Source organism: Microbacterium sp. MAH-37 (assembly GCF_009758255.1).
GTDB lineage: Bacteria > Actinomycetota > Actinomycetes > Actinomycetales > Microbacteriaceae > Microbacterium.
On the sequence record NZ_WSEN01000006.1, the window covers coordinates 397,808 to 419,375 of the forward strand.

17 protein-coding genes are annotated in these 21,568 nt (G+C 70.3%); 8 read left to right on the forward strand and 9 right to left on the reverse strand.

Annotated elements, in window-relative coordinates; translation table 11 throughout:
- Window positions 1-71: 71 nt before the first annotated feature.
- The gene (locus tag GON06_RS07745; RefSeq protein ID WP_232528287.1) at window positions 72-539 is read right to left on the reverse strand and encodes an Lrp/AsnC family transcriptional regulator; all 468 of its coding nucleotides are present in this window, start codon (window positions 537-539) and stop codon (window positions 72-74) included.
- A gap of 119 nt (window positions 540-658) precedes the next feature.
- On the opposite strand from GON06_RS07745, the gene GON06_RS07750 reads away from it, so the two are divergent.
- From GON06_RS07750 to GON06_RS07765, 4 genes are read left to right on the forward strand one after another with little or no spacing between them, the layout of a single operon-like run.
- Window positions 659-1,759, forward strand: coding sequence for a thiamine pyrophosphate-dependent dehydrogenase E1 component subunit alpha (locus GON06_RS07750; RefSeq protein WP_157311685.1), 1,101 nt, complete (start codon window positions 659-661; stop codon window positions 1,757-1,759).
- Window positions 1,756-2,781, forward strand: coding sequence for an alpha-ketoacid dehydrogenase subunit beta (locus GON06_RS07755; RefSeq protein ID WP_157311686.1), 1,026 nt, complete (start codon window positions 1,756-1,758; stop codon window positions 2,779-2,781). The genes GON06_RS07750 and GON06_RS07755 overlap by 4 nt, the downstream gene beginning before the upstream one ends.
- On the forward strand, window positions 2,778-4,346 hold the full coding sequence (locus tag GON06_RS07760; RefSeq protein WP_157311687.1) for a dihydrolipoamide acetyltransferase family protein: 1,569 nt from the start codon (window positions 2,778-2,780) through the stop codon (window positions 4,344-4,346). The genes GON06_RS07755 and GON06_RS07760 overlap by 4 nt, the downstream gene beginning before the upstream one ends.
- A gap of 42 nt (window positions 4,347-4,388) precedes the next feature.
- Window positions 4,389-4,529 carry a hypothetical protein gene (locus tag GON06_RS07765; RefSeq protein WP_157311688.1) on the forward strand — a complete coding sequence of 47 codons (141 nt, stop codon included), beginning with the start codon at window positions 4,389-4,391 and terminating at the stop codon, window positions 4,527-4,529.
- Window positions 4,530-4,531: 2 nt separating this feature from the next.
- Here the strand turns inward: GON06_RS07765 and GON06_RS07770 are convergent, their stop codons facing one another.
- Together GON06_RS07770 and GON06_RS07775 are read right to left on the reverse strand one after the other, a co-directional pair.
- Entirely contained in the window at window positions 4,532-6,616 is a 2,085-nt protein-coding gene (locus tag GON06_RS07770) for a RecQ family ATP-dependent DNA helicase (RefSeq protein WP_157311689.1), read from the reverse strand.
- Between the two features lie 50 nt (window positions 6,617-6,666).
- Complete coding sequence (locus tag GON06_RS07775) at window positions 6,667-7,176, reverse strand: phosphoribosyltransferase (protein WP_157311690.1); 510 nt, start codon at window positions 7,174-7,176, stop codon at window positions 6,667-6,669.
- Window positions 7,177-7,301: 125 nt separating this feature from the next.
- Here GON06_RS07775 and GON06_RS07780 point away from each other — a divergent pair, with 125 nt between their 5' ends.
- Window positions 7,302-9,047 (forward strand): thiamine pyrophosphate-binding protein, encoded by a 1,746-nt coding sequence (locus GON06_RS07780; RefSeq protein ID WP_157311691.1) that lies wholly within the window; start codon window positions 7,302-7,304, stop codon window positions 9,045-9,047.
- Between the two features lie 261 nt (window positions 9,048-9,308).
- On the opposite strand, the gene allB is transcribed toward GON06_RS07780, so the two are convergent.
- The 4 genes from allB to GON06_RS07800 all read right to left on the reverse strand — a co-directional run bounded on the left by allB (window position 9,309) and on the right by GON06_RS07800 (window position 15,046).
- On the reverse strand, window positions 9,309-10,703 hold the full coding sequence (allB, locus tag GON06_RS07785) for an allantoinase AllB (RefSeq protein WP_157311692.1): 1,395 nt from the start codon (window positions 10,701-10,703) through the stop codon (window positions 9,309-9,311).
- Between the two features lie 73 nt (window positions 10,704-10,776).
- Window positions 10,777-11,502, reverse strand: a complete 726-nt coding sequence (locus GON06_RS07790) for an aspartate/glutamate racemase family protein (protein ID WP_157311693.1) — start codon at window positions 11,500-11,502, stop codon at window positions 10,777-10,779.
- 30 nt (window positions 11,503-11,532) lie between these two features.
- Window positions 11,533-13,062: an NCS1 family nucleobase:cation symporter-1 gene (locus tag GON06_RS07795; RefSeq protein ID WP_157311694.1), complete on the reverse strand. Its 1,530-nt coding sequence runs from the start codon at window positions 13,060-13,062 to the stop codon at window positions 11,533-11,535.
- Between the two features lie 130 nt (window positions 13,063-13,192).
- Window positions 13,193-15,046 (reverse strand): FAD-dependent monooxygenase, encoded by a 1,854-nt coding sequence (locus tag GON06_RS07800; protein ID WP_157311695.1) that lies wholly within the window; start codon window positions 15,044-15,046, stop codon window positions 13,193-13,195.
- 80 nt (window positions 15,047-15,126) lie between these two features.
- On the opposite strand from GON06_RS07800, the gene GON06_RS07805 reads away from it, so the two are divergent.
- A complete protein-coding gene (locus tag GON06_RS07805; protein ID WP_232528289.1) occupies window positions 15,127-15,819 on the forward strand; it encodes an IclR family transcriptional regulator in 693 nt (230 codons plus the stop codon).
- Window positions 15,820-15,939: 120 nt separating this feature from the next.
- Window positions 15,940-17,973, forward strand: coding sequence for an outer membrane protein assembly factor BamB family protein (locus GON06_RS07810; protein ID WP_157311697.1), 2,034 nt, complete (start codon window positions 15,940-15,942; stop codon window positions 17,971-17,973).
- Between the two features lie 36 nt (window positions 17,974-18,009).
- On the opposite strand, the gene GON06_RS07815 is transcribed toward GON06_RS07810, so the two are convergent.
- Complete coding sequence (locus GON06_RS07815; RefSeq protein WP_198346644.1) at window positions 18,010-19,185, reverse strand: FAD-dependent monooxygenase; 1,176 nt, start codon at window positions 19,183-19,185, stop codon at window positions 18,010-18,012.
- Window positions 19,186-19,285: 100 nt separating this feature from the next.
- Between GON06_RS07815 and GON06_RS07820 the strand changes: the two genes are divergently transcribed.
- Window positions 19,286-19,999: a TetR/AcrR family transcriptional regulator gene (locus tag GON06_RS07820; protein ID WP_157311698.1), complete on the forward strand. Its 714-nt coding sequence runs from the start codon at window positions 19,286-19,288 to the stop codon at window positions 19,997-19,999.
- A 145-nt stretch (window positions 20,000-20,144) separates the two neighbouring features.
- On the opposite strand, the gene GON06_RS07825 is transcribed toward GON06_RS07820, so the two are convergent.
- Window positions 20,145-21,524, reverse strand: coding sequence for an MFS transporter (locus GON06_RS07825; RefSeq protein ID WP_157311699.1), 1,380 nt, complete (start codon window positions 21,522-21,524; stop codon window positions 20,145-20,147).
- Between the last annotated feature and the right edge of the window lie 44 nt (window positions 21,525-21,568).

Genomic DNA, 21,568 nt, shown 5'->3' on the forward strand with positions numbered 1-21,568 from the left:
ACACCTGCAGGCGGATAAGCCGCGCACGAGAACCCGCGCCCTTCGTCCCGCTCCGCTCGCTCAACGACCGGTCACCCGCCCCAGTCCTCGAAGATCAGCGACGTCCGTGACGAGCGCACCTGCGGGATCGCCTGGATCTCCTCGAGCACGATCCTCCGCAGATCCCTGTTGTCCCGCGCACGGACCAGCAGCAGCACGTCGAAGTCGCCGCCCATGAGCGCCATGTGCTCCACCTCGGCGATGCTCTGCAGCCGGTCGCGCACCTCCTGCCAGCTGGCCTGCTCGATCGCGACCATGACGTACGCCGAGGCGTGGTGCCCGAGCAGCATCGGGTCGGTGCGCACCGTGTAGCCGGTGATCACGCCGGCATCCGTCATCCGCTTGATGCGGGCGTGCGCGCCGGCGCGCGAGATGTGCACCGCGTCGGCGATCGCGGTCATGGATGCCCGGGCATCCTTCTTCAGCATCCGCAGGATCGCGTGATCGGTCTCGTCGAGCTCCACCATGAGCGCCTCCGATTCGTCGGGGTTCGCTGACATTCTGTCACCCGCGAGTGTTCACCAGAAGCATCCGTCCAGGAAATGGCCTTGGTATCTGGATGATCGGTCGTTCAGGGCTCATGCTGGCGGAAGGACACGTTCGGCAAGGAGGCGGAGCGATGACAGACCTGCTCCCCCGGGACACCCCGGTTCAGCTCATCGATGAGACGGGTTCGGCCCATGCCGACGAACAGTATCGGATGCCGGCATCCGACATCCTCCGCGAGGCGTACCGGATGCTCGTCGAGGGGCGGCGCCTGAACGAGCAGTGCACGGCGCTCGTCAAGCAGGGCCGCCTCGCGGTCTACCCGTCCTCGCACGGGCAGGAGGCCTGCCAGGTGGCGGCGGCCATGGTGCTGGGCGACGGCGACTGGCTGTTCCCGACCTATCGCGACACGGTGGCCGTGGTCGGCCGCGGCGTGCGACCCGCCGATGCGATGGTCATGCTGCGCGGCGACTGGCACGCCGGCTACGACCCGGCGGTGTACGGCGTCGCCCCGCAGGCCACTCCGCTCGCGACCCAGCTGCTGCACGCCGTCGGCTTCGCCCACGCCGCGAAGTTGCGCGGGGAGGACACCGTCGTGCTCGCGCTGTGCGGCGACGGCGCCACCAGCGAGGGCGACTTCCACGAGGCGATGAACTTCGCCGCCGTGTTCCACGTGCCGGTGGTGTTCCTGGTGCAGAACAACGGCTTCGCCATCTCGGTGCCGCTCGCGCGGCAGACCGCCGCGCCCTCCCTGGCGCACAAGGCGATCGGCTACGGGATGCCGGGACAGCGCGTCGACGGCAACGACGTGGCCGCCGTCCTCACGGTGCTCACCGACGCCGTCGATCGCGCTCGCGCCGGAGGCGGCCCGTCGCTCGTCGAGGCGCACACGTACCGGATGCAGCCGCACACGAACGCCGACGACGACACCCGCTACCGCGAGCGCGAAGAGGTGCAGCAGTGGATCGCGCGCGACCCCCTGACGCGCATGAGCGCCCACCTGCGGGCATCCGGCGCGCTCGACGACGAGGCGGAGCAGGCGATCCGCGAAGGGGCCGAGCGTCTGGCATCCGATCTGCGCGACGCGATGAACGTCGATCCCGAGATCGACCCGGAAGACCTGTTCCGCTGGGTGACCGCGCAGCGGTCGCCGCAGCTGGAGGAGCAATGGGAGCTGCTGCGCGGTGAGATCGACCGCGACCGCATGGCCACGACCGAAGGAGGCGCACGATGACGATCGCCGACGTGCGGGCGACGGAGGCCGCCGCACCCGCCACCCAGACCATGACCATGGCGGGCGCCCTCAACCGCGCCCTGGCCGACGCCCTGACCGAGAGCCGGGAGGTGCTGCTGTTCGGCGAGGACGTCGGCAGGCTCGGCGGAGTGTTCCGCATCACGGATGGTCTCGCGGCGCGGTTCGGCGAGGATCGCTGCTTCGACACGCCGCTGGCCGAGTCGGGCATCGTGGGCACCGCGGTCGGCATGGCGATGAACGGCATGCGCCCGGTCGTGGAGATGCAGTTCGACGCGTTCGCCTACCCGGCGTTCGAGCAGGTCATCAGCCACGTCGCGAAGCTCGGCAACCGCACGCGCGGCGCTATGCGCCTGCCGATGGTGATCCGCATCCCGTTCGGCGGCGGCATCGGCGGAGTCGAGCACCACTGCGATTCCTCTGAGGCGTACTACGCACACACGCCTGGTCTCACCGTGGTGACGCCGTCGACCCCGCAGGACGCGTACTCGATGCTGCGCGCCGCGATCGACTCCCCCGACCCGGTGATCTTCCTCGAGCCGAAGAAGCTGTACTGGACCAAGGGCGAGGTCGACACCTCGCGGCGCACCGAGCTCGGCACCGCACGGATCGTGCGCGATGGCACCGATGTCACGCTGCTCGCCTATGGGACGGCGGTGCCGATCGCGCTCGAGGCGGCGGATGCCGCAGCCGAGGAGGGCCGCAGCGTGCAGGTCGTCGACATCCGGTCGCTGTCGCCGTTCGATGACGCGACCGTGACCGCGGCGGTACGTTCGACCGGCCGCGCCGTGGTGATCGCGGAGGCACCGGGCTACGTGTCGGTGGCATCCGAGATCCAGGCCCGCGTCTCGGAGCGCTGCTTCGAGCACCTCGAGGCGCCTGTGCGCAAGGTCACCGGCTTCGACGTGCCGTTCGCGCCGCCGAAGTTCGAGCACTGGTATCTGCCCGACGTCGACCGCGTGCTCGACGCGATCGACACGCTGCACTGGGAGGACGAAGGATGAGCGTCGCCACCGCCCGTGTGTTCCGGCTGCCCGATCTGGGCGAGGGCCTCACCGAGGCCGGCCTCGTGCAGTGGCTGGTCGCCGTCGGCGACACCGTCACCGTCGATCAGCCCATCGCCGAGGTCGAGACGGCCAAGAGCGTCGTCGAGCTGCCCACCCCCTTCGCGGGCGTCGTCACCGCGCTGCACGGCGCCGAGGGTGAGACGATCGCCGTCGGCGCGCCGGTACTGGAGGTCGCGGATGCCGCGGCGCCGGCTGCCCCCTCGGATCATGCCACTTCGGGTCCTGAGCGAGCGGAGCGAGACGAAGGGCGCCCAGATTCCGCCCTCCTCGAGGCGCACCGCCAGGAGGAGCAGGCCGGCTCCGGCAACGTGCTGATCGGCTACGGCACCCCGGAGCGTGCCTCGTCGGGTCGGCGCCGTCGCCCCCGCCGCCATTCGACGTCGTGGATGCCGTCGGAAACCACAGACCAGACCGATACCGGTCGGCGCGCCGCCCCCGAACACGCAGTCCCCACACCGGACGGCCCGTCGAACCCGACCCCGCCGAACACTCGCATCCGCCCAAACCCCACGTCGGAAACCACAGACCAGACCGGTACCGCACGGCGCGCCACAGCCGGACACGCCGGCTCCGCGCAGGACCGTCCGTCGAACCCGACGCGCTCGGTCGCCGTCCGCAATCCGATCGTCCGCAGGCTCGCCCGCGACCTGGGCCTCGACGTTCATACGATCACGCCGACCGGCGTGGACGGCGCCGTCACGCGCGCCGATGTGCTGCGCGCCGCCGTGGACCACGCGGTCGTTCACGCCGCAGCTGCTCACGCGGCGTCCAGCTCGCCGGCATCCGCCTCCGCCGACCCGTCCGGTCTGGCGATCCGCTCGCAGGAACCGCTGTCGCCGCTGCGGCGCGCGGCGAGCGCGACGCTGAGCCGCAGCCGGGCGGAGATCCCCGAGGCCACGGTCTGGGTCGACGTCGATGCGACTGAGCTCTGGAACGCCAGGAAGGCGATGGCTCCCGAGGGCGGACGCGCCCCGTCGATGACGGCGCTGCTGGCACGATTCACCCTGCTCGCTCTGGAGGACTTCCCGATCCTGGCTTCCCGCCTCTCCCCCGATGCCACCGAGCTCACGGTGTTCGACGGCGTGAGCCTCGGTATCGCTGCGGACACCCCGCGCGGCCTGGTCGTGCCGGTGATCCCGCGCGCCCACGCGATGGATCTCGACACGCTCGACACCGCGATCCGGGATGCCGCCGACGCGGCCCGCGCCGGCACGCTGGCGCCAGAGCGGATGCGCGGATCGACGTTCACCCTGAACAACTACGGCACCCTCGGCGTCGACGGATCGGCGGCGATCATCAACCCGCCGAACGTCGCGATCTTCGGCATCGGCCGCATCATCGAGCGCCCATGGGTCGTGGACGGGCAGATCGTGCCGCGTCGCGTCGCCCAGCTCTCCCTGGTGTTCGATCACCGGGTCTGCGACGGCGGCTACGCCTCGGGTTTCCTGCGCCGGGTGACCGACCTGATCGAGCATCCGCTCCGGGCGTTCGGGAGGCTGTGAACCGCGGCCGGACCGGTCCGGCCGGCGAGTAGTGTCGGCTTCGTGAGCGCATGGACGTACGAACCGGGCGTGGTGGAACTGCCGGATGGCGGGCGCATCCGCGGCACCGGGGCCGTCGAGACGCGACGTCAGCGGCGCTGGGTCGAGGCGACGGCCAGGACCATCCGCGCGCACCGCAACTGAACTCACCCCCGCAGCGCGAGGGCGAACGGCAGCACCGCCGTGGCACCGGCCCCGCGCAGGGTGCGCGCGGCGACCGTCAGGGTCCATCGGCTGTCGGCGAGGTCGTCGACCAGCAGCACCGGGCCCGCCGGCACCTGCAGCTCGTCGGCGGTGAAGCGGTCCCAGATGCCCGCCAGACGGAACGCGCTGTTCCCGCCGGGCGCACCGCTGGGCCCGCCGTTCGCGAAACCGAGCTCGCCCAGGTACGGCAGCCGGCCGATCTCAGCAAGGCCGCGCGCCAGAGAACCGGTCAACTGCGGCTTCGATCGGGACGGCATCCCCGCCACGGCGACCGGGCGCTCGTCCCAGCCCCACCCGGCGAGTACCCGCACGCACGCCTGCAGCACCTGAGGCGGCACAGGCCCGTCCGCGGCTCCCGCCGCGAACAGCTCTCGCAGCGTCCCGCCCCAGCCGAGGTCGGTCAGGCGCGCCAGGGCGCGCCCCTCGGCGGCCTGCTCCTCTGCCCCGATCCGCCCGCGCACCGGCACGTCGAGCCGGTCTGCTCCGGTCGGCCACTGTCGTCGGGGCTCGATCGGAACGCCCACGCGGTCGAGCGACTCCGCAGCATCCGTCTTCGCACCGGCCGCGATCTCCGCGGGGAACCAGACCCCCGCGCAGTTGTCGCAACGGCCGCACGGCGCCGCGGTGTCGTCGTCCAGCGAGTGCTGCAGGAACTCCATCCGGCATCCGCTGGTCTGCTGGTACTCGATCATGTGCTGCTGCTCGGCGCGACGCTCGGCGGCGATGCGCTCGTAGCGCTCCGCGTCGTAGTCCCAGGCCGCGCCGGTCGCGACCCAGCCGCCCTGCACGCGCTTCACCGCACCGTCGACGTCGAGCACCTTGAGCAGCAGTTCGAGCGGAGTGCGGCGGATGTCGACCATGGCCTCCAGCGCCGGGGTCGAGATCGGCTGATCGCCCAGTGCGGCGATCACATGCTCGGCACGCTCCCGATCCGGCATCGACGCGGTCGCGAAGTAGTGCCAGATGTCGCGGTCCTCCGCGCCGGGGAGCAGCAGCACGTCGGCGCTGTCGCTCGCGCGGCCGGCTCGGCCGACCTGCTGGTAGTACGCCACCGGCGACGACGGTGCGCCGACGTGCAGCACGAACCCCAGGTCGGGCTTGTCGAAGCCCATGCCGAGCGCGCTCGTGGCGATCAGGGCCTTGACCTCGTTGCGCTTCAGCAGCCCCTCCGACTCCTCGCGCTCCTCGGCATCCGTCTGGCCGGTGTAGGCGCGCACATCGTGGCCGTGCTCGCGCAGCAGCCGCGCGGTGTCGACGGCAGCCGCGACGGTCAGCGTGTAGATGATGCCGGAGCCGGGCAGGTCGTCGAGATGGCTGAGCAGCCAGGCCAGCCGGCTCGCCGCGTTCGGGAGCTGGAGCACGCCGAGGCGCAGCGATGCGCGCGCGAGCGGCCCGCGGATGGTGAGCACGTCCGCGCCGCCGAGCTGCTCCGCGACATCCGCGACGACGCGGCTGTTCGCGGTCGCGGTCGTGGCGAGCACCGGGACGTCGGCCGGCATCTGCGCGATGAGGTCGCGCAGCCTGCGGTAGTCCGGCCGGAAGTCGTGCCCCCAGTCGCTGATGCAGTGCGCCTCGTCGACCACGAGCATGCCGATGCGCTGCACCAGCGCCGGCAGACGCTGCTCGCGGAACGCCGGGTTGTTCAGGCGCTCGGGCGAGACCAGCAGCACGTCGACCTCGTCGCGGTCGAGCCGGGCCAGCACGTCGTCCCACTCGTGGGCGTTGGTGGAGTTGATCGCGACCGCCCGTACGCCGGCACGCTCGGCCGCGGCGATCTGATCGCGCATCAGCGCCAGCAGCGGCGAGACCAGCACAGTGGGACCGGCGCCCTGACGCCGCAGCAGCAGCGTCGCGACGAAGTACACCGCTGACTTGCCCCATCCGGTGCGCTGCACGACCAGCGCGCGGCGACGCCCGGCGACCAGCGCCTCGATCGCTTCGTACTGTCCGTCGTGGAAGTCGGCATCCGCCCGCCCGACGAGGTCGCGCAGGGCGGTGAGGGCGGCTTCGCGGGTGGGAGAGGTCATGCCTCCACCCTGCCGTACGACGCCGACACTCGCGTCGCGCTGTCCACAGGTCAGGCGGTGGGCGGCAGCCCGAGGTCCTCTTCGCGCACCGTGCCCTTGTACGACCACGGGAAGTCGATCCAGAGATCGGTGTCCTTCCAGGCGTAGTCGGGCTGGATGATCGTCGTCGGTTTCGTGTAGATCGTCACCGAGCGGACGTCCGCGCCCTTGTCCTGCAGCAACTGGACGGCGAGGGCCAGGGTGCGGCCGGAGTCGGCCACGTCATCGACGAGCAGCACGCGCCGTCCGTTGAGATAGTCCATGTCGAGTTCGGGCGGCAGCACCTCGGGAGCATCCAGCACCGTGCCGATGCCGGTGTAGAACTCCATGTTGATCGCGCCGCAGTTCTTCGCGCCGAGGCCGTATGCGATCGCGCCTGCCGGCAGCAGGCCGCCGCGGGCGATCGCCACGACGACCTCCGTCTCGAAGCCGCTGTCCAGGATGCGGCGGGCGAGATCCCGCGTCGCGTCACCGAAACCGTCCCAGGTGAGCGTCTCGCGCTCTACTGCCGTATCCGTCATGAACCCATTGTGGTGCATCTAGAATCGGAAAGTCCGGCTGCGCAGCCGGTGCCCGAAAAAGGGGCACGAAGCCCACGGCGAGACACATACGGAAACCTCATCCGTCCGTCTTGAAAGGCACCGTCATGCCCACCGTCTCCGCGCACGTCGCCCTCACCATCGCCCGCCACATCGACCACGTGTTCGGGGTGATGGGCAACGGCAACGCCTATTTCCTGGACGCCCTCGAGAAGCAGACGGATGCCGCATACACGGCCGTCCGTCACGAGCAGGGCGCGGTCGTCGCCGCCGATGCGCACTTCCGCGCCTCCGGCCGCATCGCCGCCGCGACGACCACCTACGGCGCCGGCTTCACGAACACGCTCACCGCCCTGGCCGAGTCCGTGCAGGCGCGCATCCCGCTCGTCCTCGTCGTCGGTGACGAGCCCACCTCCGGTCCGCGGCCCTGGGATGTCGACCAGATCGCCCTCGCCTCCGGCGTCGGCGCGCGCACGTACACCGTCGGACACGCGGATGCCGCCGCGACGGTCGTCATCGCGATCGAGCACGCCCTCACCTACCGAGTGCCCGTCGTGCTCGCGATCCCCTACGACGTCGCCACGCTGGAGGCGGGCGAGGTGCCCGAGAGCGCCAGGCCCCGCATCCCCGCGCCGCTGCTCCCGCGCGGCGAGTTCGCCGAGGGGATGCTGGACGAGATCGCCTCTGCGCTGTCTGGCGCGTCGAAGCCGTTCCTGCTCGCCGGACGCGGTGCCTGGCTGGCCGGCGCCGGTGCTGCGCTGGGCGAGCTCGCGGCGCTGACCGGTGCACTCACCGCCTCGTCCGCACTCGGCCGGGGCATCTTCCCCGAGCAGCAGTACGACCTCGGCGTCACCGGCGGCTTCGGCGCCGAGGCGGCGATGGAGCTGGTGCGCGATGCCGATGTGGCGGTGGTCTTCGGAGCATCCCTCAACCAGTTCACGATGCGGTTCGGTGACCTGTTCGCCCCCGGCACCCGGGTGTTCCAGGTGGATGTCGCGCCCGCTGCGACCCATGCGCACGTCAGCGGCTTCGTCCGCGCGGATGCCCGGGTCGCTGCCGAGATGCTCGTCGAGCGCGTGCGCGGGCTGCGCGAGGCACCCGTCGCCGGTGCGCACCCACGGGAAGGTGCGCACTCCGCCGACGAATCCCGCGCAGACTCCGGCGGGAACAGCACAACCCCGCGCGAGGCGCACGGCGCCTGGCGCGAATCCGTCGACGTCGCCGCGGCCCGCGCCTACGAGCCGGGCGACGACCTCGCCGCAGACGGCCGCCTCGACCCGCGCTCGGCCGCGCGCCGCATCGCCGAGCTTCTGCCTGAGGACCGCGTGGTCGTCTCGGACGGCGGGCACTTCATCGGCTGGGCGAACATGTACTGGCCGGTCGCGTCGCCCGATCGCATGATGATGATCGGCACCGCGTTCCAGGCCATCGGCCAGGGCTGGCCGAGCGTCGTCGGTGCCACCCGCGCCCGCCCGGAGTCGACCGTGGTGCTGACGAGCGGCGACGGCGGCGGCCTGATGGCGATCGCCGACCTGGAGTCGGCCGTGCGCGCCGCCGGCGGACGCGGCGTCGCGGTGGTCTGGAACGACGCCGCCTACGGCGCGGAGGTCAACCTGTACGGGCTGAAGGGTCTCGCCGAGCAGCCGATGCTCATCCCCGAGGTCGACTTCGCCGCTTTTGCCGCCGCCGTGGGTGCCGAGGGCGTCGCGGTGCGCACGCTCGCCGACCTGGACCGACTCGCCACGTGGACGGCGGAGGACCCGGCATCCCGCCGCTTCCTGGTGCTGGACCTGCGCGTCTCCGGCGCTGTCATCGCTCCGTACCAGCAGGAGATCATCCGCGTGAACTCCTGACGGAGCACGCGCCGCGCTTCCGGCTCTCGCCCGCTCGCGCGGCACTTGCTCGCCCGCGCGGCACTTCTCCGCGCGCCCCGACCAGCGAGCGCCATTTCCACGCTCGCGCGGCGCAGATCCGCGCAGCGCGAGCCGAAGACAGCAGCGCGAGCGGAGGACACAGCGCCGGCGTCCGCCGTCGCCGCGCTGCAGACGACGGATGCCCGGGCCCGCAGGGGCGAGTCCGGGCATCCTGTGCGTCACTGCCGGCGGCGAGCCGGATCAGTCCTCGGTGGTCATGCCGCGGCGCAGCAGGCGGCCGCGCGGCGTCTCGAAGTCGATGACCTCGCCGTGCAGCCAGGTCTTGCGCACCTTGCCGGCCAGCGCCTTGCCGTTGTACGGCGTGAGCGGGTTCTTGTGGTGCAGCTTCGTGACGTCGACGACGTACGCGTCGTCCGCCGCGAAGATCGAGAAGTCGGCGTCGTAGCCGGGAGCGATGCGGCCCTTGCCGGTGAGTCCGGCGAACTGGGCGGGCCGCTCGCTCATCCACTCCACGACTGTCTCGAGCGACAGCCCGCGCTGGCGCGCCTCGGTCCAGATCAGCGAGAGACCGAGCTGCAGCGACGCGACACCGCCCCAGGCCACGGCGAAGTCGCCGTTCTCGAGGTCCTTCAGATCGAGCGTCGAGGGCGAGTGGTCCGAGACGATGAAGTCGATCGTGCCGTCCTCGAGGCCCTGCCAGAGCAGCTCGCGGTTGCCCGCCTCGCGGATCGGCGGGCAGCACTTGAACGCGGTGGCTCCGTGCGGGATCTCCTCGGCTGTCAGCGTGAGGTAGTGCGGGCAGGTCTCGACCGTGATCTTCAGGCCGTCGTGCTTGGCGGTGCGCAGCATCGCCAGCGCGTCCGACGACGACAGGTGCAGGATGTGCGCGCGTCCGCCGGTCCAGCGGGCGCGCTCGATGACCTCGGCTATGGCGAGGTTCTCGGCGCCGCGGGGACGGGATGCCAGGAACTTGCTGTAGTCGTCGCCCTCGGGCTGCGGGGCGCGGTCGATCGCGCGGGAGTCCTCGGCGTGCACGATCATGACCGAGTCGAACTTCTTGAGCTCGCGCATGTCCTTCTCGAGCTCTTCCGGGTCGAGCGGCGGGAACTCGTCCACGCCCGAGTGCAGCAGGAAGCTCTTGAAGCCGAACACGCCGGCGTCGTGCAGCGGACGCAGGTCCTCGGTGTTGCCCGGGATCGCGCCGCCCCAGAAGCCCACGTCGACGTGCACCTGATCACGCGCGACCGCGCGCTTCTCGTTCAGCGCGTCGACGCTCACGGTCGGCGGGATGCTGTTCAGCGGCATGTCCACGATGGTGGTGACGCCGCCGGCCGCGGCGGCGCGGGTCGCCGAGGCGAAGCCCTCCCACTCGGTACGGCCGGGCTCGTTGACGTGCACGTGCGTGTCGACCAGGCCGGGGATGAGGGTCTCGTCGTCGGCGATCTCGACGATCTCGTCGCCCTGCAGGTTGTTGCCCAGCGGCTGCATCGCGACGATCTTGCCGTGGCGGACGCCGACCTCGCGCGGGACGATGCCCGCGGTGGTCAGCACGCGCTGGCCACGGATGACCAGGTCGTAGTGCTCGCCGGTCGGGTCGAGAGACGCCGTCTCCTGCTGTTCGGTCTCGTGCGACATGTCGCGATTCCCTTCTGCCGGCGGCTTCGCCGGTTCTGCTCTGTATCGGGGGTGATTGAATTCTGCGCCGGTCTCAGCGTGCCAGGCTCGGGAACCCGGTGATCCGCTTCGGCCTCGGCGGTGCGTAGGTGCGCACCTTCGAGGTCGTGAGCCCGAGGCGCACCAGCCCTTCGGCGACGGCGACCGCGGCCTGCACGCCGTCGACGACGGGCACGCCGCACAGCTCGACGACGCGGTCCTTCAGCTCGGCCATGCCGCCGCAGCCGAGCACGATGACCTCGGCGCGGTCGATCTCGACGGCGCGCTGCGCCTCGGCGGCGATCGCCTCGATCGCGCGCTCGGGGTCGGATTCCAGCTCGAGCACGCCGAGTCCGGACGAGCGGACCGACGCGCAGCGGTCGTGCAGTCCGGCGAGGATCAGACGGTCCTCGATCAGGGGCACCGCCCGATCGAGCGTTGTCACCACCGAGTACGACCGACCGAGGTACATGGCGGTCGAGGCAGCGGCCTCCGTGATGTCGACGACCGGCACGTCGAGCAGCTCCTGCAGCCCCTCGCGGCCGTGCTCGCCGTACCCGGCCTGGATGACGGCGTCGTACTCCCCGTCGTACCGGACGACCTTGTCCATCACGGCGATCGCGGCGAGGTAGCTCTCGAAGTTGCCCTCGCACGACTCCGCACCGAAGTCGGGGGTGAGCCCGATGATCTCGGTGCCCGGTGAGGCGACGGCCCGCGCCGCCTCCGCGATGCCCTCGGTCATCGTCTCGGTCGTGTTCACGTTCGCGACGAGAATGCGCATGCTCTTGCTTCCGTTTCGGGTGTCGGGATGTCAGTGGGTCGGGGTGACGGCGATCTCGGTGCCCTCCACGTCGTGGAAGGGGCCCCGTCTGTCGGCGATGATCGCATAGACGATCGCCGCGGACCCGGCTGCCACGAACCAGGAGAAGTCGTGCAGTCCCTTGAACGCGGGCACGAAGGTGATGACCAGAGCGAAGGCGCCGGAGAGGATCAGGGCGATCACGGCACGGGGGTTGAAGCCGCGCGTGTAGGCGTACTCGGCCGTCGGCGAGTCGGAGTACAGCTCGGGGACGTTGATGCGCTGCTTACGGATGATCCAGTAGTCGACCATGATGATGCCGAACAGCGGCCCGAGCAGTGCGCCGAGGCCGCCGAGGAACACGTTGATGACCACCGGGGAGTTGTACAGGTTCCACGGCAGGATGACCAGGCCGATGACGGCCGAGACGATCGCCGCCTTGCGGAAGTTGAGGTGTCGCGGGAAGAGGTTGGTCAGCGCATAGGTCGGCGCGACGAAGTTGGCCATCAGGTTCACCGCGATGGTGAGCACGATCAGGGCCAGCGAGGCCAGCACGAGCAGGAACGTGTTCGGAATGGCGGCGACCACCTGCGAGGGCGAGGTGATGAGCTCTCCGTTGATCTTGAACGATCCGCCGGTGAGCACCACCACGACGACGCCGAAGAACAGCATGTTGATCGGGATGCCCCAGAAGTTGCCCTTGACGATCGCCTTCTTCGACTTGGCGCCGCGGGTGAAGTCGCAGAAGTTCAGCACGAAGGTGCCGTAGATGGCCACCCAGAGGGATGCCGCGCCGAGTGCGGTCAGCCAGAACTCGGCGCCCTCGGCCTGGCCGGCCGGCGCCCAGTCGATCTGGAAGCCGGACTGCACCAGCACCCACACGGCGAGGGCCACGAAGGTGGCGAGGATGATCGGGCCCGCCCAGGCCTCGTACTTGCGGATCATCTCCATGCCGTAGCTGACGATGATGACCTGGACGACCCAGAGCGCGACGAAGGTGATCCAGCCGAGCGCGGACAGCCCGAGGAACGAGCCCTCCTGCAGCCCCTGCAGACCGGGGAGGACCGCGAGCAGCACCACCTGCAGCACCTGCGAGGCGAGGAAGGTCTGCACGCCGAACCAGGCGATCGCGACGCCGCCGCGCAGCAGTGCGGGGATCTGCGCGCCGTGGATGCCGAAGGCGATGCGGCTCATGACGGGGAACGGGACGCCCGTCTTCTCCCCCATGTATCCGGACAGCGTGAGCAGCAGGAACAGGAAGAGGGCGCCGAACGCGAGCGCGGCGAGCACGCCGCCCGCGCTGAGCCCCAGGGAGAACAGGCCGATGGCGAAGGCATAGTTGCCGAGGCTGTGCACATCGTTCGCCCAGAGGGTGAAGATGCTGTAAGCGCTCCAGTGCCGGCCCTCTCGGGTGGTGGGCGCGAGGTCGCTGTTGTACAGCCTCGGGCTGATGCCCGCCTGCACGGCAACCAGCATGGACGGCGGCTCCGCCAGTCCTTCGGATGCCCGGCTGGGTATGTGGACGTAGTCCTCTGCGGTCATTGTGATGGACCCCTCTCGGCGACGACTTCGTCGACGACACTCGATTTCACAATCCGAAAACTCTTTTTCGAATAGAGAGATTTCAGCACAAAAGGGGCCGTCTTGTCAACGGCCCCCTTCAACACCCGCGTCAGGATGCCGCGATGAACGCTCCGTCGAGGAACGACGACAGCTCGTCACGCGCCTGCAGGGGCAGGATCGCGGCGACGTACTGATCGGGTCGCACGACCACCACGACGCCCTCCCGTGACAGGCCACGCTCGTCGAAGATGTCGCTGCGGCACCACGCGTTCGGTGCCGCCGAGTACACCTTCTCCCAGTCGGTCAGGCCCAGCGGACCGGTCTTCGGCTGCAGCACGTCCGGCACATCGGGCAGGTCGATCTCGTCGAAGGCCTTCTGGTAGACGGCCTTCACGTCGAACACCGCGTCGAGGTCGGCATCCGCCGGCGTGAACTTCGCGACCTCGCCGCCGATCCAGGCCGCCCAGTCGTCGAGTGCGGCACCGGAGCGGTCTCCGAAGCCGTACACGCGCCAGCGCCCGTCAGCCTTGGCGTGGTGCCCGAGGTGCACGACGTTGCCGTCGCAGACGCGCACGACCTCGGCCGATTTGAAGCGGCGGCCGAGCGGGAAGCCCGTGGCCAGCTCCTGCTGCGAGGCGCCCGCGACGATCATCGACGGCTGGTACTCGGTCATGAACCCGGAGGGGAACTCGGCGGTGCCGAGGTAGAAGGTCGCGAGCTCCTGCGGGTCGGAGATCTCCTCGGGCTTGCGTGCCATCAGCGAGGACCACTCCTTGTCGAAGTCGATCAGCTGCTGGGCGACAGGGCGCCGCTCGGCGGCGTACGTCTCCAGGAGCTCCTGCGGCGAGCGCCCGGTGAGCACGGCGCCGAGCTTCCACCCCAGGTTGAAGCCGTCCTGCATCGAGACGTTCATGCCCTGACCGGCCTTGGCGCTGTGCGTGTGGCACGCGTCGCCGGTGAGGAAGACACGCGGATGCCGGTCGCTCTCGAGCGCGTCGTCGAACCCGTCTGTGACTCGGTGGCCGACCTCGTACACGCTGTGCCAGGCGACCTGCTTCACGTCGAGTGTGTACGGGTGCAGGATCTCGTTCGCCCTGCGGATGATCTCCTCGATCGGCGTCGAGCGCACCTGGTGGTTGTCGTCGTCGGCGACGGCGCCGAGGTCGATGTACATCCGGCTCAGGTAGCCGCCCTCGCGCGGGATGTGCAGGATGTTGCCGGCCTCGGCGTTGATGGCGCACTTGGTGCGCCAGTCCGGGAAGTCGGTGTTGACCAGGACGTCCATGACGCCCCACGCGTGCGCGGAGATGCCGCCGACGTGCTTGCGCCCGATCGCCTCGCGCACGCCGCTGCGGGCGCCGTCGCAGCCCGCGACGTACTTCGCGCGGACGGTGCGCTCGCCCGCGGTCGTGCGCACCTGCACCTCGACCGGATACTCCCCCGCCTCGTGCACGGTGAGCCCCACGAACTCCACGCCGTAGTCGGGCACGATACGACCCGGTCCGTTGTGCGCGGCCTCGGCGAAGTAGTCCAGCACGCGCGCCTGGTTCACGATCAGGTGCGGGAACTCGCTGATCTTGTAGCCGTAGTCCTCGGTGCGGCTGGTGCGGATGATGTTGCCGGGGTTCTCGGGATCGGGGCCCCAGAAGTTCATCCAGCCGATGTTGTACGCCTCGGCGACGATGCGCTCCGCGAAGCCGAAGGCCTGGAACGTCTCGACGCTGCGGGGCTGGATGCCGTCGGCCTGGCCGAGCACGAGGCGCCCTTCGCGCTTCTCGATGAGGCGCGTGACCACGTCGGGGTACTGCGACATCTGTGCCGCGAGCAGCATGCCGGCCGGGCCCGAGCCGACGATGAGCACGTCGACCTCGTCCGGCAGGTCGGCAGGACGGTCGATCCCGGTGCCGGATGCCGGGAGCACTCGCGGATCACCGGAGACGTAGCCGTGGTGGTGGAACTGCATCGTCGTCGATTCCTTCCAAATGTTCTATATTCGAACACAAAGTTCTACTATTGAACAGATCGTATACGAAGGGAGCCACCTTGGCCAGCCCCGCCTCACAGACCCTCAGCCGCGGCATCCGGATCCTGGAGATCCTCGCCGACGGGCCGGGCGCGCTGTCGATCGACGACGTCGCCGGCCGGCTCGAGGTGCACCGCTCGATCGCCTACCGCCTGTTGCGCACGCTCGAGGACCACGGACTCGTGTCGCGGGATGCCGCCGGACTGGTCGCGCTCGGGCCGCGGATGGCGGCCCTCGCCGCCGGAGTCGCGCACGACCTCCAGGCCGAGGCTCTCCCGGAGCTCACCGCGGTCGCCAACGAGCTCGGCCAGACCGCATTCCTGGCGGTGCTGGACGGCGACGAGTGCATCACCCTGACCAGCGTCGAACCCCGGCACGCCGTCGCCAACGTCGCGCAGCGCCCCGGAACCCGGCATCCGGTCACCGCCGGCGCCCCCGGCAAGGCGATCCTCACGCAGCTGCCGGATGCCCAGTGGCCGGAGGCCGATGCGGCGCTGCGTGCCCAGGTCGACGCAGCTCGCGAGTGCGGCTACGCGACCAGCCACGACGAGGTCATCCCCACGGTGCAGTCGGTCGCGGTGCCGCTCGTGCTGCGCGGCAAGCGGCCCGCCGCGCTGGCCGTCGTGCATGTGGCATCCCGCTTCGACGACGCCGAGATCGCCGCGCGCCTGCAGCGCTCCGCCGCGACCATCCGCGACGCCCTCGGCGGCTGATCCGGCGCCGACCACTGCCCGGTTGTTAGGTTCTGTTGCCTTTCGGCGCCTTTCCTTGACCTGATTCGCACCGCTCAGCAGACTCTCTTCGCACGGCTCCCACCCGTTCGAAGGAGAACGATGTCTTCCCCCGCCCCCGCTTCCGCACAGCTCTCCCGCCGCACCCTGCTCGCCTCCGGCGCGGCCGCCGGGCTGTTCGCGCTCGCCCAGATCGCGCTGCCGTCACAGGCTCACGCCGCCGGTTCCCGTCCCGGTGCCGGCCCGGTCATCACGTCCCTCGGACCCGGCATCGTGCAGTACTCGCTGATGAGCGGAGTCCTCGTCGGCGACGTGTACTACGTCGGCTCGCGCAACCTCGAGCCGGCCGGGGTGGTCGGGATCGACCTGACCACCGGCAAGGTGGCGCACCAGACCACGCTGGCGACGGGGTACGCGATCCAGGCCCTCGCCGTCGACCCCCAACGCAACGCCCTCTACATCGGCGTGCTGCAGAAGAGCGGCGGCCCCCAGGCGAATCTGTATCGCTGGGACCTGTCCGCGCCGCAGCTGCCCGCGTCGCCGATCGGCACCATCGGCGACCGCGACGTGCGCGACCTCGCGGTGGCGCCGGACGGCATGCTGTTCGCCGTCGGCGGCGGCAGCGGCACCGCGCCGGCGCTGTGGCAGTGGAGCCCGGCGACCGGTGCGGTCACCGATCTCGGAACCCCCGACGCCACGGCCACGCTGGCCCGCGCCGTCGCCGCCACCGACTCGCACGCCTACTTCGGAGCCGGAAGCACCCTCGGTGGCGGCGGATCCACCTCTCGCGCCTCGCTCTACGCCTACGACCGCGCGCAGGGCGGATTCACCGACATCACCCCGACCGGGATGCTGCCGGACCCGAGCATCCGCGAACTCGCCGTGCTGCACGGCGAACTCGTCGTGTCAACCGCCGGCGCCGCAGAACCGAGCAAGCTCGCCACGCTCTCGCTCACCGACCACTCGGTGCGCGCGATCATCACCTCGATCGGCAAGACGGCGAAGAACTTCACCGTCGTCGGCGACACCATCCACTGCGCCAACGAGGCGGGCATCCTCGCCTGGAACCCGCAGACCGCCGACCTGAGACAGCTCGACCTCGGCCTGCTCGATCTCGGCGAGATCTGGGGTCTCGACGCGCGCGGCGGGAATCTCGTCGCAGCCTCCGGCTACGGCTTCCTCGGCGAGGTCACGACGGCGGGCGCGACCGTGCAGACGATCGACCTGAGCGCGGCCGGCGCGCCGGTCAGCGCGCAGACCTGCATGGGCGTGGCCGCGGGCGGCGGCTTCGCCTACGTCGGCGGCAACGGCGGCATCGCCCGCCACGACCTCGCCACCGGCGAGGTCGTCAACCTGCTGCTGCCCGGCGAGGCGAAGGACGCCGAGGTCATCGGCGGCGTGCTCTACACCGGCCAGTACAGCGGCCAGGGCATCTGGCGCTACGACCCCCGCTCCGGCGCCCCCATCACGCGCGTCGCCTCCTTCCCCAGCACGCAGAACCGCCCGCTGGACACCGAGTGGGATGCCGCGCACGGGCTGCTCCTGGTCGCGGCTCAGGCCGACACCGAGGGCGGCGGGTCGATCTGGACGTTCGACCCGGAGACCGGCGCGAGCACCTGCACGGTGAACCCGATCGACGACATCCAGCTGGTCCGTGCCGTGGCCGCCGCAGACGGCATCGCCTACCTCGGCGGGGACAACGCGCAGAAGACCGGACCGCGCGGCACCATCGTGGCCTGGGATCCGGTGAACCGCACCGAACTGTGGCGCCTCGAGACCGGGACACCGAACGGTATCGCCTCGCTCGAGACGCACGGCAGGCACCTGTTCGCGCTGACTCTGCGCGGGACGCTGATCGTTGTCGACCGGCCGACACGTCGCATCGTGCACACCGCCGACCTCCGCAGCATCTGCCCCGGGTTCTCTGCGATGAAGGCCGCCCGCGGCGCGGTCTACGCGGTCTCGGACACGACCCTGTTCCGCATCGACCGGCGAGCGTTCGCCACGACCGTGGTCGTGCCGGAGATCAACGGCGGCTGGTACAGCGGGCCGCACCTGAACATCGACGAGGACGAGGCGATCTACACGCTGCGCGGCCGCGACCTCGTCAAGGTGATCGACAACCCGCAGGCCTGATCCAGGTGCCGCGCCCCGGTCGGGCGCGGCACCGACTCAGGTCAGCCCGTACTCGGGGATGCTGTCGTCCGTGGCGAAGGTCTCGGTCATCCAGAGCATCGTGCGGTACATCAGGCGATTCGAGAACATCCGGTCCCGCATCCGGATGCGACGCGCTGAGGGCGGCGCGAGGAACGGCCCGGCGTTCCCGGTGCGAGCGACCTTCGTCGGCTTGCGCATCCGCCGGTCGTAGGCGGCGAAGGCGACGTCGTGGTCGCCGCCGGCGGCGATCAGTTCTCCCGCGAGCACGTAGGCCCCCACAAGGGCGAGACCGGTGCCGAAGCCACCGAGGGTGTTCGCGTATCCGGCGTCGCCGACGAGAGCGAAGCGACCGCGCGTGAACGTCGACATGCGGGTACGGGTGAGTGCGTCGAGGTAGAAGTCGGACGCCGTGCTCGCGGCCTCGAGCGCCGCCGACACGCGCCACGCCCCGTCCGCGAATGCGGATGCGAGGAAGGCCCGCTGGGACTCGACGTCATGGCGGTCGTAGCCGCCGGCGTCACCGCGAAACACGAACAGCGCCGGAGCCTTCTGCCCGCCGAGGAGTACCAGCCTGTCCGGGGTGTTGCACCCGTAGGCGACGGAGCGCCCGCCGGGAAGCTCGGTCTCGAGTCCATCCAGCGACACCTCTCCGCTCGCGACCGCGTAGTGGTATCCGGAGGACTCTACGAATTCCTGCTCGGGTCCGAACGCCAGGCGCCGCACGGCGGAGTGCACCCCGTCGGCTCCGAGCACGAGATCGAAGCGCTCGGCGGCGCGTCTCGCGAACTCGACCTCGACCCCGTCCGTCGTCTCGGACATCGCCGTGATCTCATCGCCGAAGACGTAGTCCGCGTCGCCGTCGGAATGCCGGTGCAGGATGCCCGCGAGGTCGCCCCGCAGGATCTCCAGGTCGCCGCCGATGAACTCCCCCGGCACCACGGCCAGCACACGGTCGTCGGCGTCCACCATGCGCCAGTCGGTCTTCGCGGTCTGGTTCGCGCGCACGTCGTCGAGGATCCCCATGCGCGCGAGGAGGTCGAGATGGGTGCGGCCCTTGAAGTCGACGGCCTGACCGCCGGGCCGCAGGGCGGGTGCCTTCTCGACGACGGTCACGTCGAAGCCGCTGCGGCCGAGCCAGCGGGCGAGTGCGGGACCGGCGATGCTCGCGCCGGAGATGAGGATCTTCTTCACAGTCGTGAGGTGCTCCTTGGTGAGGATGAGTTAATTGCGTCCCATGGATACAATAACTAATCGCGTACGCTGGACGCAATAACTTTCCCGAGGAGGGCGGATGGCCGATCAGGACGACTCCGCCGGAACAGGCGTGCTGTGGGGCGCCCCGGCGCCAGCACGCCGGGGGCCGAAGCCGAAGCACACCCTCGACGGCATAGCCGAGGCCGCATCCGCGATCGCCGACGCGGAGGGACTGCACGCCGTCACGATGCAGCGCGTCGCCCAGAGCCTCGGAACGACGAAGATGGCGCTGTACCGCTATGTCCCCGGTCGCGCCGACCTGGATGCGGTGATCCTCGACCGTGCGTTGGGAGCGCCTCCGTCGACTTCAGGGGCGCCCTGGGAGCACGCACTCACCGACTGGTCCCGCGCGCTGTACTCACGGGCGCTCGAGCGCCCATGGACGGTCGAACTGGCCCAGAGGCCGCACGTGCCCGGCCCGCAGGAGCTCACATGGTACGAGCGCGGGCTGGAGGCCACCGACGGGCTGTCGCTGACGGCAGGTGAACGACTCGACCTCCTGGCGCTGCTCTCGGGCCACGCGCTCTCACTGGTGCGCCAGCAGGCGGGATCGTCCTCCCCCGAGGAGGATCTGGCATCGCAGCTCGGCCCCGTCCTCGCCGCTCACACCGCGAGGTTTCCGCACGCGACCGCCGCCTTCGCCGAGGCCGGCCGGGAGGGCTCCCGCGACGACGCCCTGCTGTTCGGCGTGCGACGCATCCTCGCGGGCGTGGCGGCGCTGCTCGAGGAGCGGCGCGGCGTCGCGGACTGACGACGTCCCTCGCGTCGCGCCGACATGCGGAATCCCGGAGCCCCCTACAGGAAGCATCCGGGATTCTGCCGATCGTCTCGCACTGCTCACGCTGTGACCCGCTGGGCGACTCACAGCGCGAGCAGTGCGAGAAGGTGTGCCGAGGTCAGGCCTCCGACATGCCGTAGATCGGGCTGACCGACTGCTCCTCCTCGCTGTCCGGGCCGAGCGGGATGCCGCTGCGGTCGCGCAGCAGCAGGGTCGCGATCAGGCCGATCAGTGTCATGCCGGCCAGGTACCAGGTGACGGCCTGCGTCGAACCGGTCGCGTCCACGATCGCCGTGGCGATGGTCGGCGCGAACGCGCCGCCCGCGATCGCACCGATCGCGTACGAGATCGAGACGCCGGAGAACCGGATGCTCGCCGGGAAGAGCTCGGTGTAGAGCGCTGCCTGCGGACCGTACGTGAAGCCCAGGCCGATGGTGAGGATTGCGAGTCCGGCGAACAGCAGCCAGATCTGCCCCGTGTTCACCAGCGGGAAGAGCGTGAAGACACCTACCAGCTGCAGGATCCAGCCGATGATGTAGGTGTTTCGCCGGCCGATGCGGTCCGAGACCCAGCCCGCCAGCAGCGTGGTGAGCAGCCAGGTCACCGCGGATCCGGTCACCGCCCAGAGCACCGGCCCGCGCTCGAGGCCGATCGGTCCCTCGGGGTTGGTCGCGTAGCCCTGGATGTAGCCGCCGGTGGTCATGTAGCCCACCGCGTTGTTTCCGGCGAAGACCAGCGCGGCGATGATCACGAGCAGCAGGTGCTTGCGGAACAGCTGGACGATCGGCATCTTCGCCTTCTCCTTGCGCTCGGCGAGTTCGGCGAAGACAGGGCTCTCCTCCACGCGGCGCCGGACGTAGTAGCCGACCAGGATGAGCACGACACTGAGCAGGAACGGGATGCGCCATCCCCAGGCCACGAACTGATCGCCGGGGGCGATCGCGGTCATCAGCGCCATCACACCGGAGGCGAGGAGCAGACCGAGCGGGACACCGATCTGGGGCGAGGCCCCGAAGATGCCGCGCTTGGTGCGCGGCGCGTGCTCGACGGCCATCAGCACAGCCCCGCCCCATTCGCCTCCGGCCGAGATGCCCTGGATGATGCGCAGCAGCACGAGCAGGATCGGAGCGGCGATGCCGATCGCCTCGTACGTGGGCAGCAGACCGATCAGCGCGGTCGCCGTCCCCATGAGGATGAGCGTCCACATCAGCACGGTCTTGCGTCCGAGCTTGTCGCCGAAGTGCCCGGCGAGGAAGGCACCGAGCGGCCGGAACAGGAAGCTCACGCCGACGGTCGCGAAGGCGATCAGCGCGCTGTTCGCACCGAGAGGGGCGAAGAACAGCTGGCCGAAGACCAGGCCGACGGCGGTGGCGTAGATGAAGAAGTCGTACCACTCGACAGTGGTGCCGACGACGGTGGCGAAGACGACGCGTCGCCTGTCCGCCTGTGATGCGATGGTGCCGGTCGGGGTGAACCCGTCCTGCTCTGAGCCGCTCATTGTCTCTCCTTCGAGGGTGACGTCCTTGTCGCGGCTGTCGGAAT

Coding starts and splice junctions, on each gene's coding strand:
- GON06_RS07780 (WP_157311691.1), top strand. CDS start 7,302: ATGCCCACCGTCTCCGCGCACGTCGCCCTCACCATCGCCCGCCACATC.
- GON06_RS07790 (WP_157311693.1), bottom strand. CDS start 11,502: ATGCGCATTCTCGTCGCGAACGTGAACACGACCGAGACGATGACCGAG.
- GON06_RS07800 (WP_157311695.1), bottom strand. CDS start 15,046: ATGCAGTTCCACCACCACGGCTACGTCTCCGGTGATCCGCGAGTGCTC.
- allB (WP_157311692.1), bottom strand. CDS start 10,703: ATGTCGCACGAGACCGAACAGCAGGAGACGGCGTCTCTCGACCCGACC.
- GON06_RS07775 (WP_157311690.1), bottom strand. CDS start 7,176: ATGACGGATACGGCAGTAGAGCGCGAGACGCTCACCTGGGACGGTTTC.
- GON06_RS07770 (WP_157311689.1), bottom strand. CDS start 6,616: ATGACCTCTCCCACCCGCGAAGCCGCCCTCACCGCCCTGCGCGACCTC.
- GON06_RS07825 (WP_157311699.1), bottom strand. CDS start 21,524: ATGAGCGGCTCAGAGCAGGACGGGTTCACCCCGACCGGCACCATCGCA.
- GON06_RS07820 (WP_157311698.1), top strand. CDS start 19,286: ATGGCCGATCAGGACGACTCCGCCGGAACAGGCGTGCTGTGGGGCGCC.
- GON06_RS07745 (WP_232528287.1), bottom strand. CDS start 539: ATGTCAGCGAACCCCGACGAATCGGAGGCGCTCATGGTGGAGCTCGAC.
- GON06_RS07795 (WP_157311694.1), bottom strand. CDS start 13,062: ATGACCGCAGAGGACTACGTCCACATACCCAGCCGGGCATCCGAAGGA.
- GON06_RS07760 (WP_157311687.1), top strand. CDS start 2,778: ATGAGCGTCGCCACCGCCCGTGTGTTCCGGCTGCCCGATCTGGGCGAG.
- GON06_RS07750 (WP_157311685.1), top strand. CDS start 659: ATGACAGACCTGCTCCCCCGGGACACCCCGGTTCAGCTCATCGATGAG.
- GON06_RS07755 (WP_157311686.1), top strand. CDS start 1,756: ATGACGATCGCCGACGTGCGGGCGACGGAGGCCGCCGCACCCGCCACC.
- GON06_RS07810 (WP_157311697.1), top strand. CDS start 15,940: ATGTCTTCCCCCGCCCCCGCTTCCGCACAGCTCTCCCGCCGCACCCTG.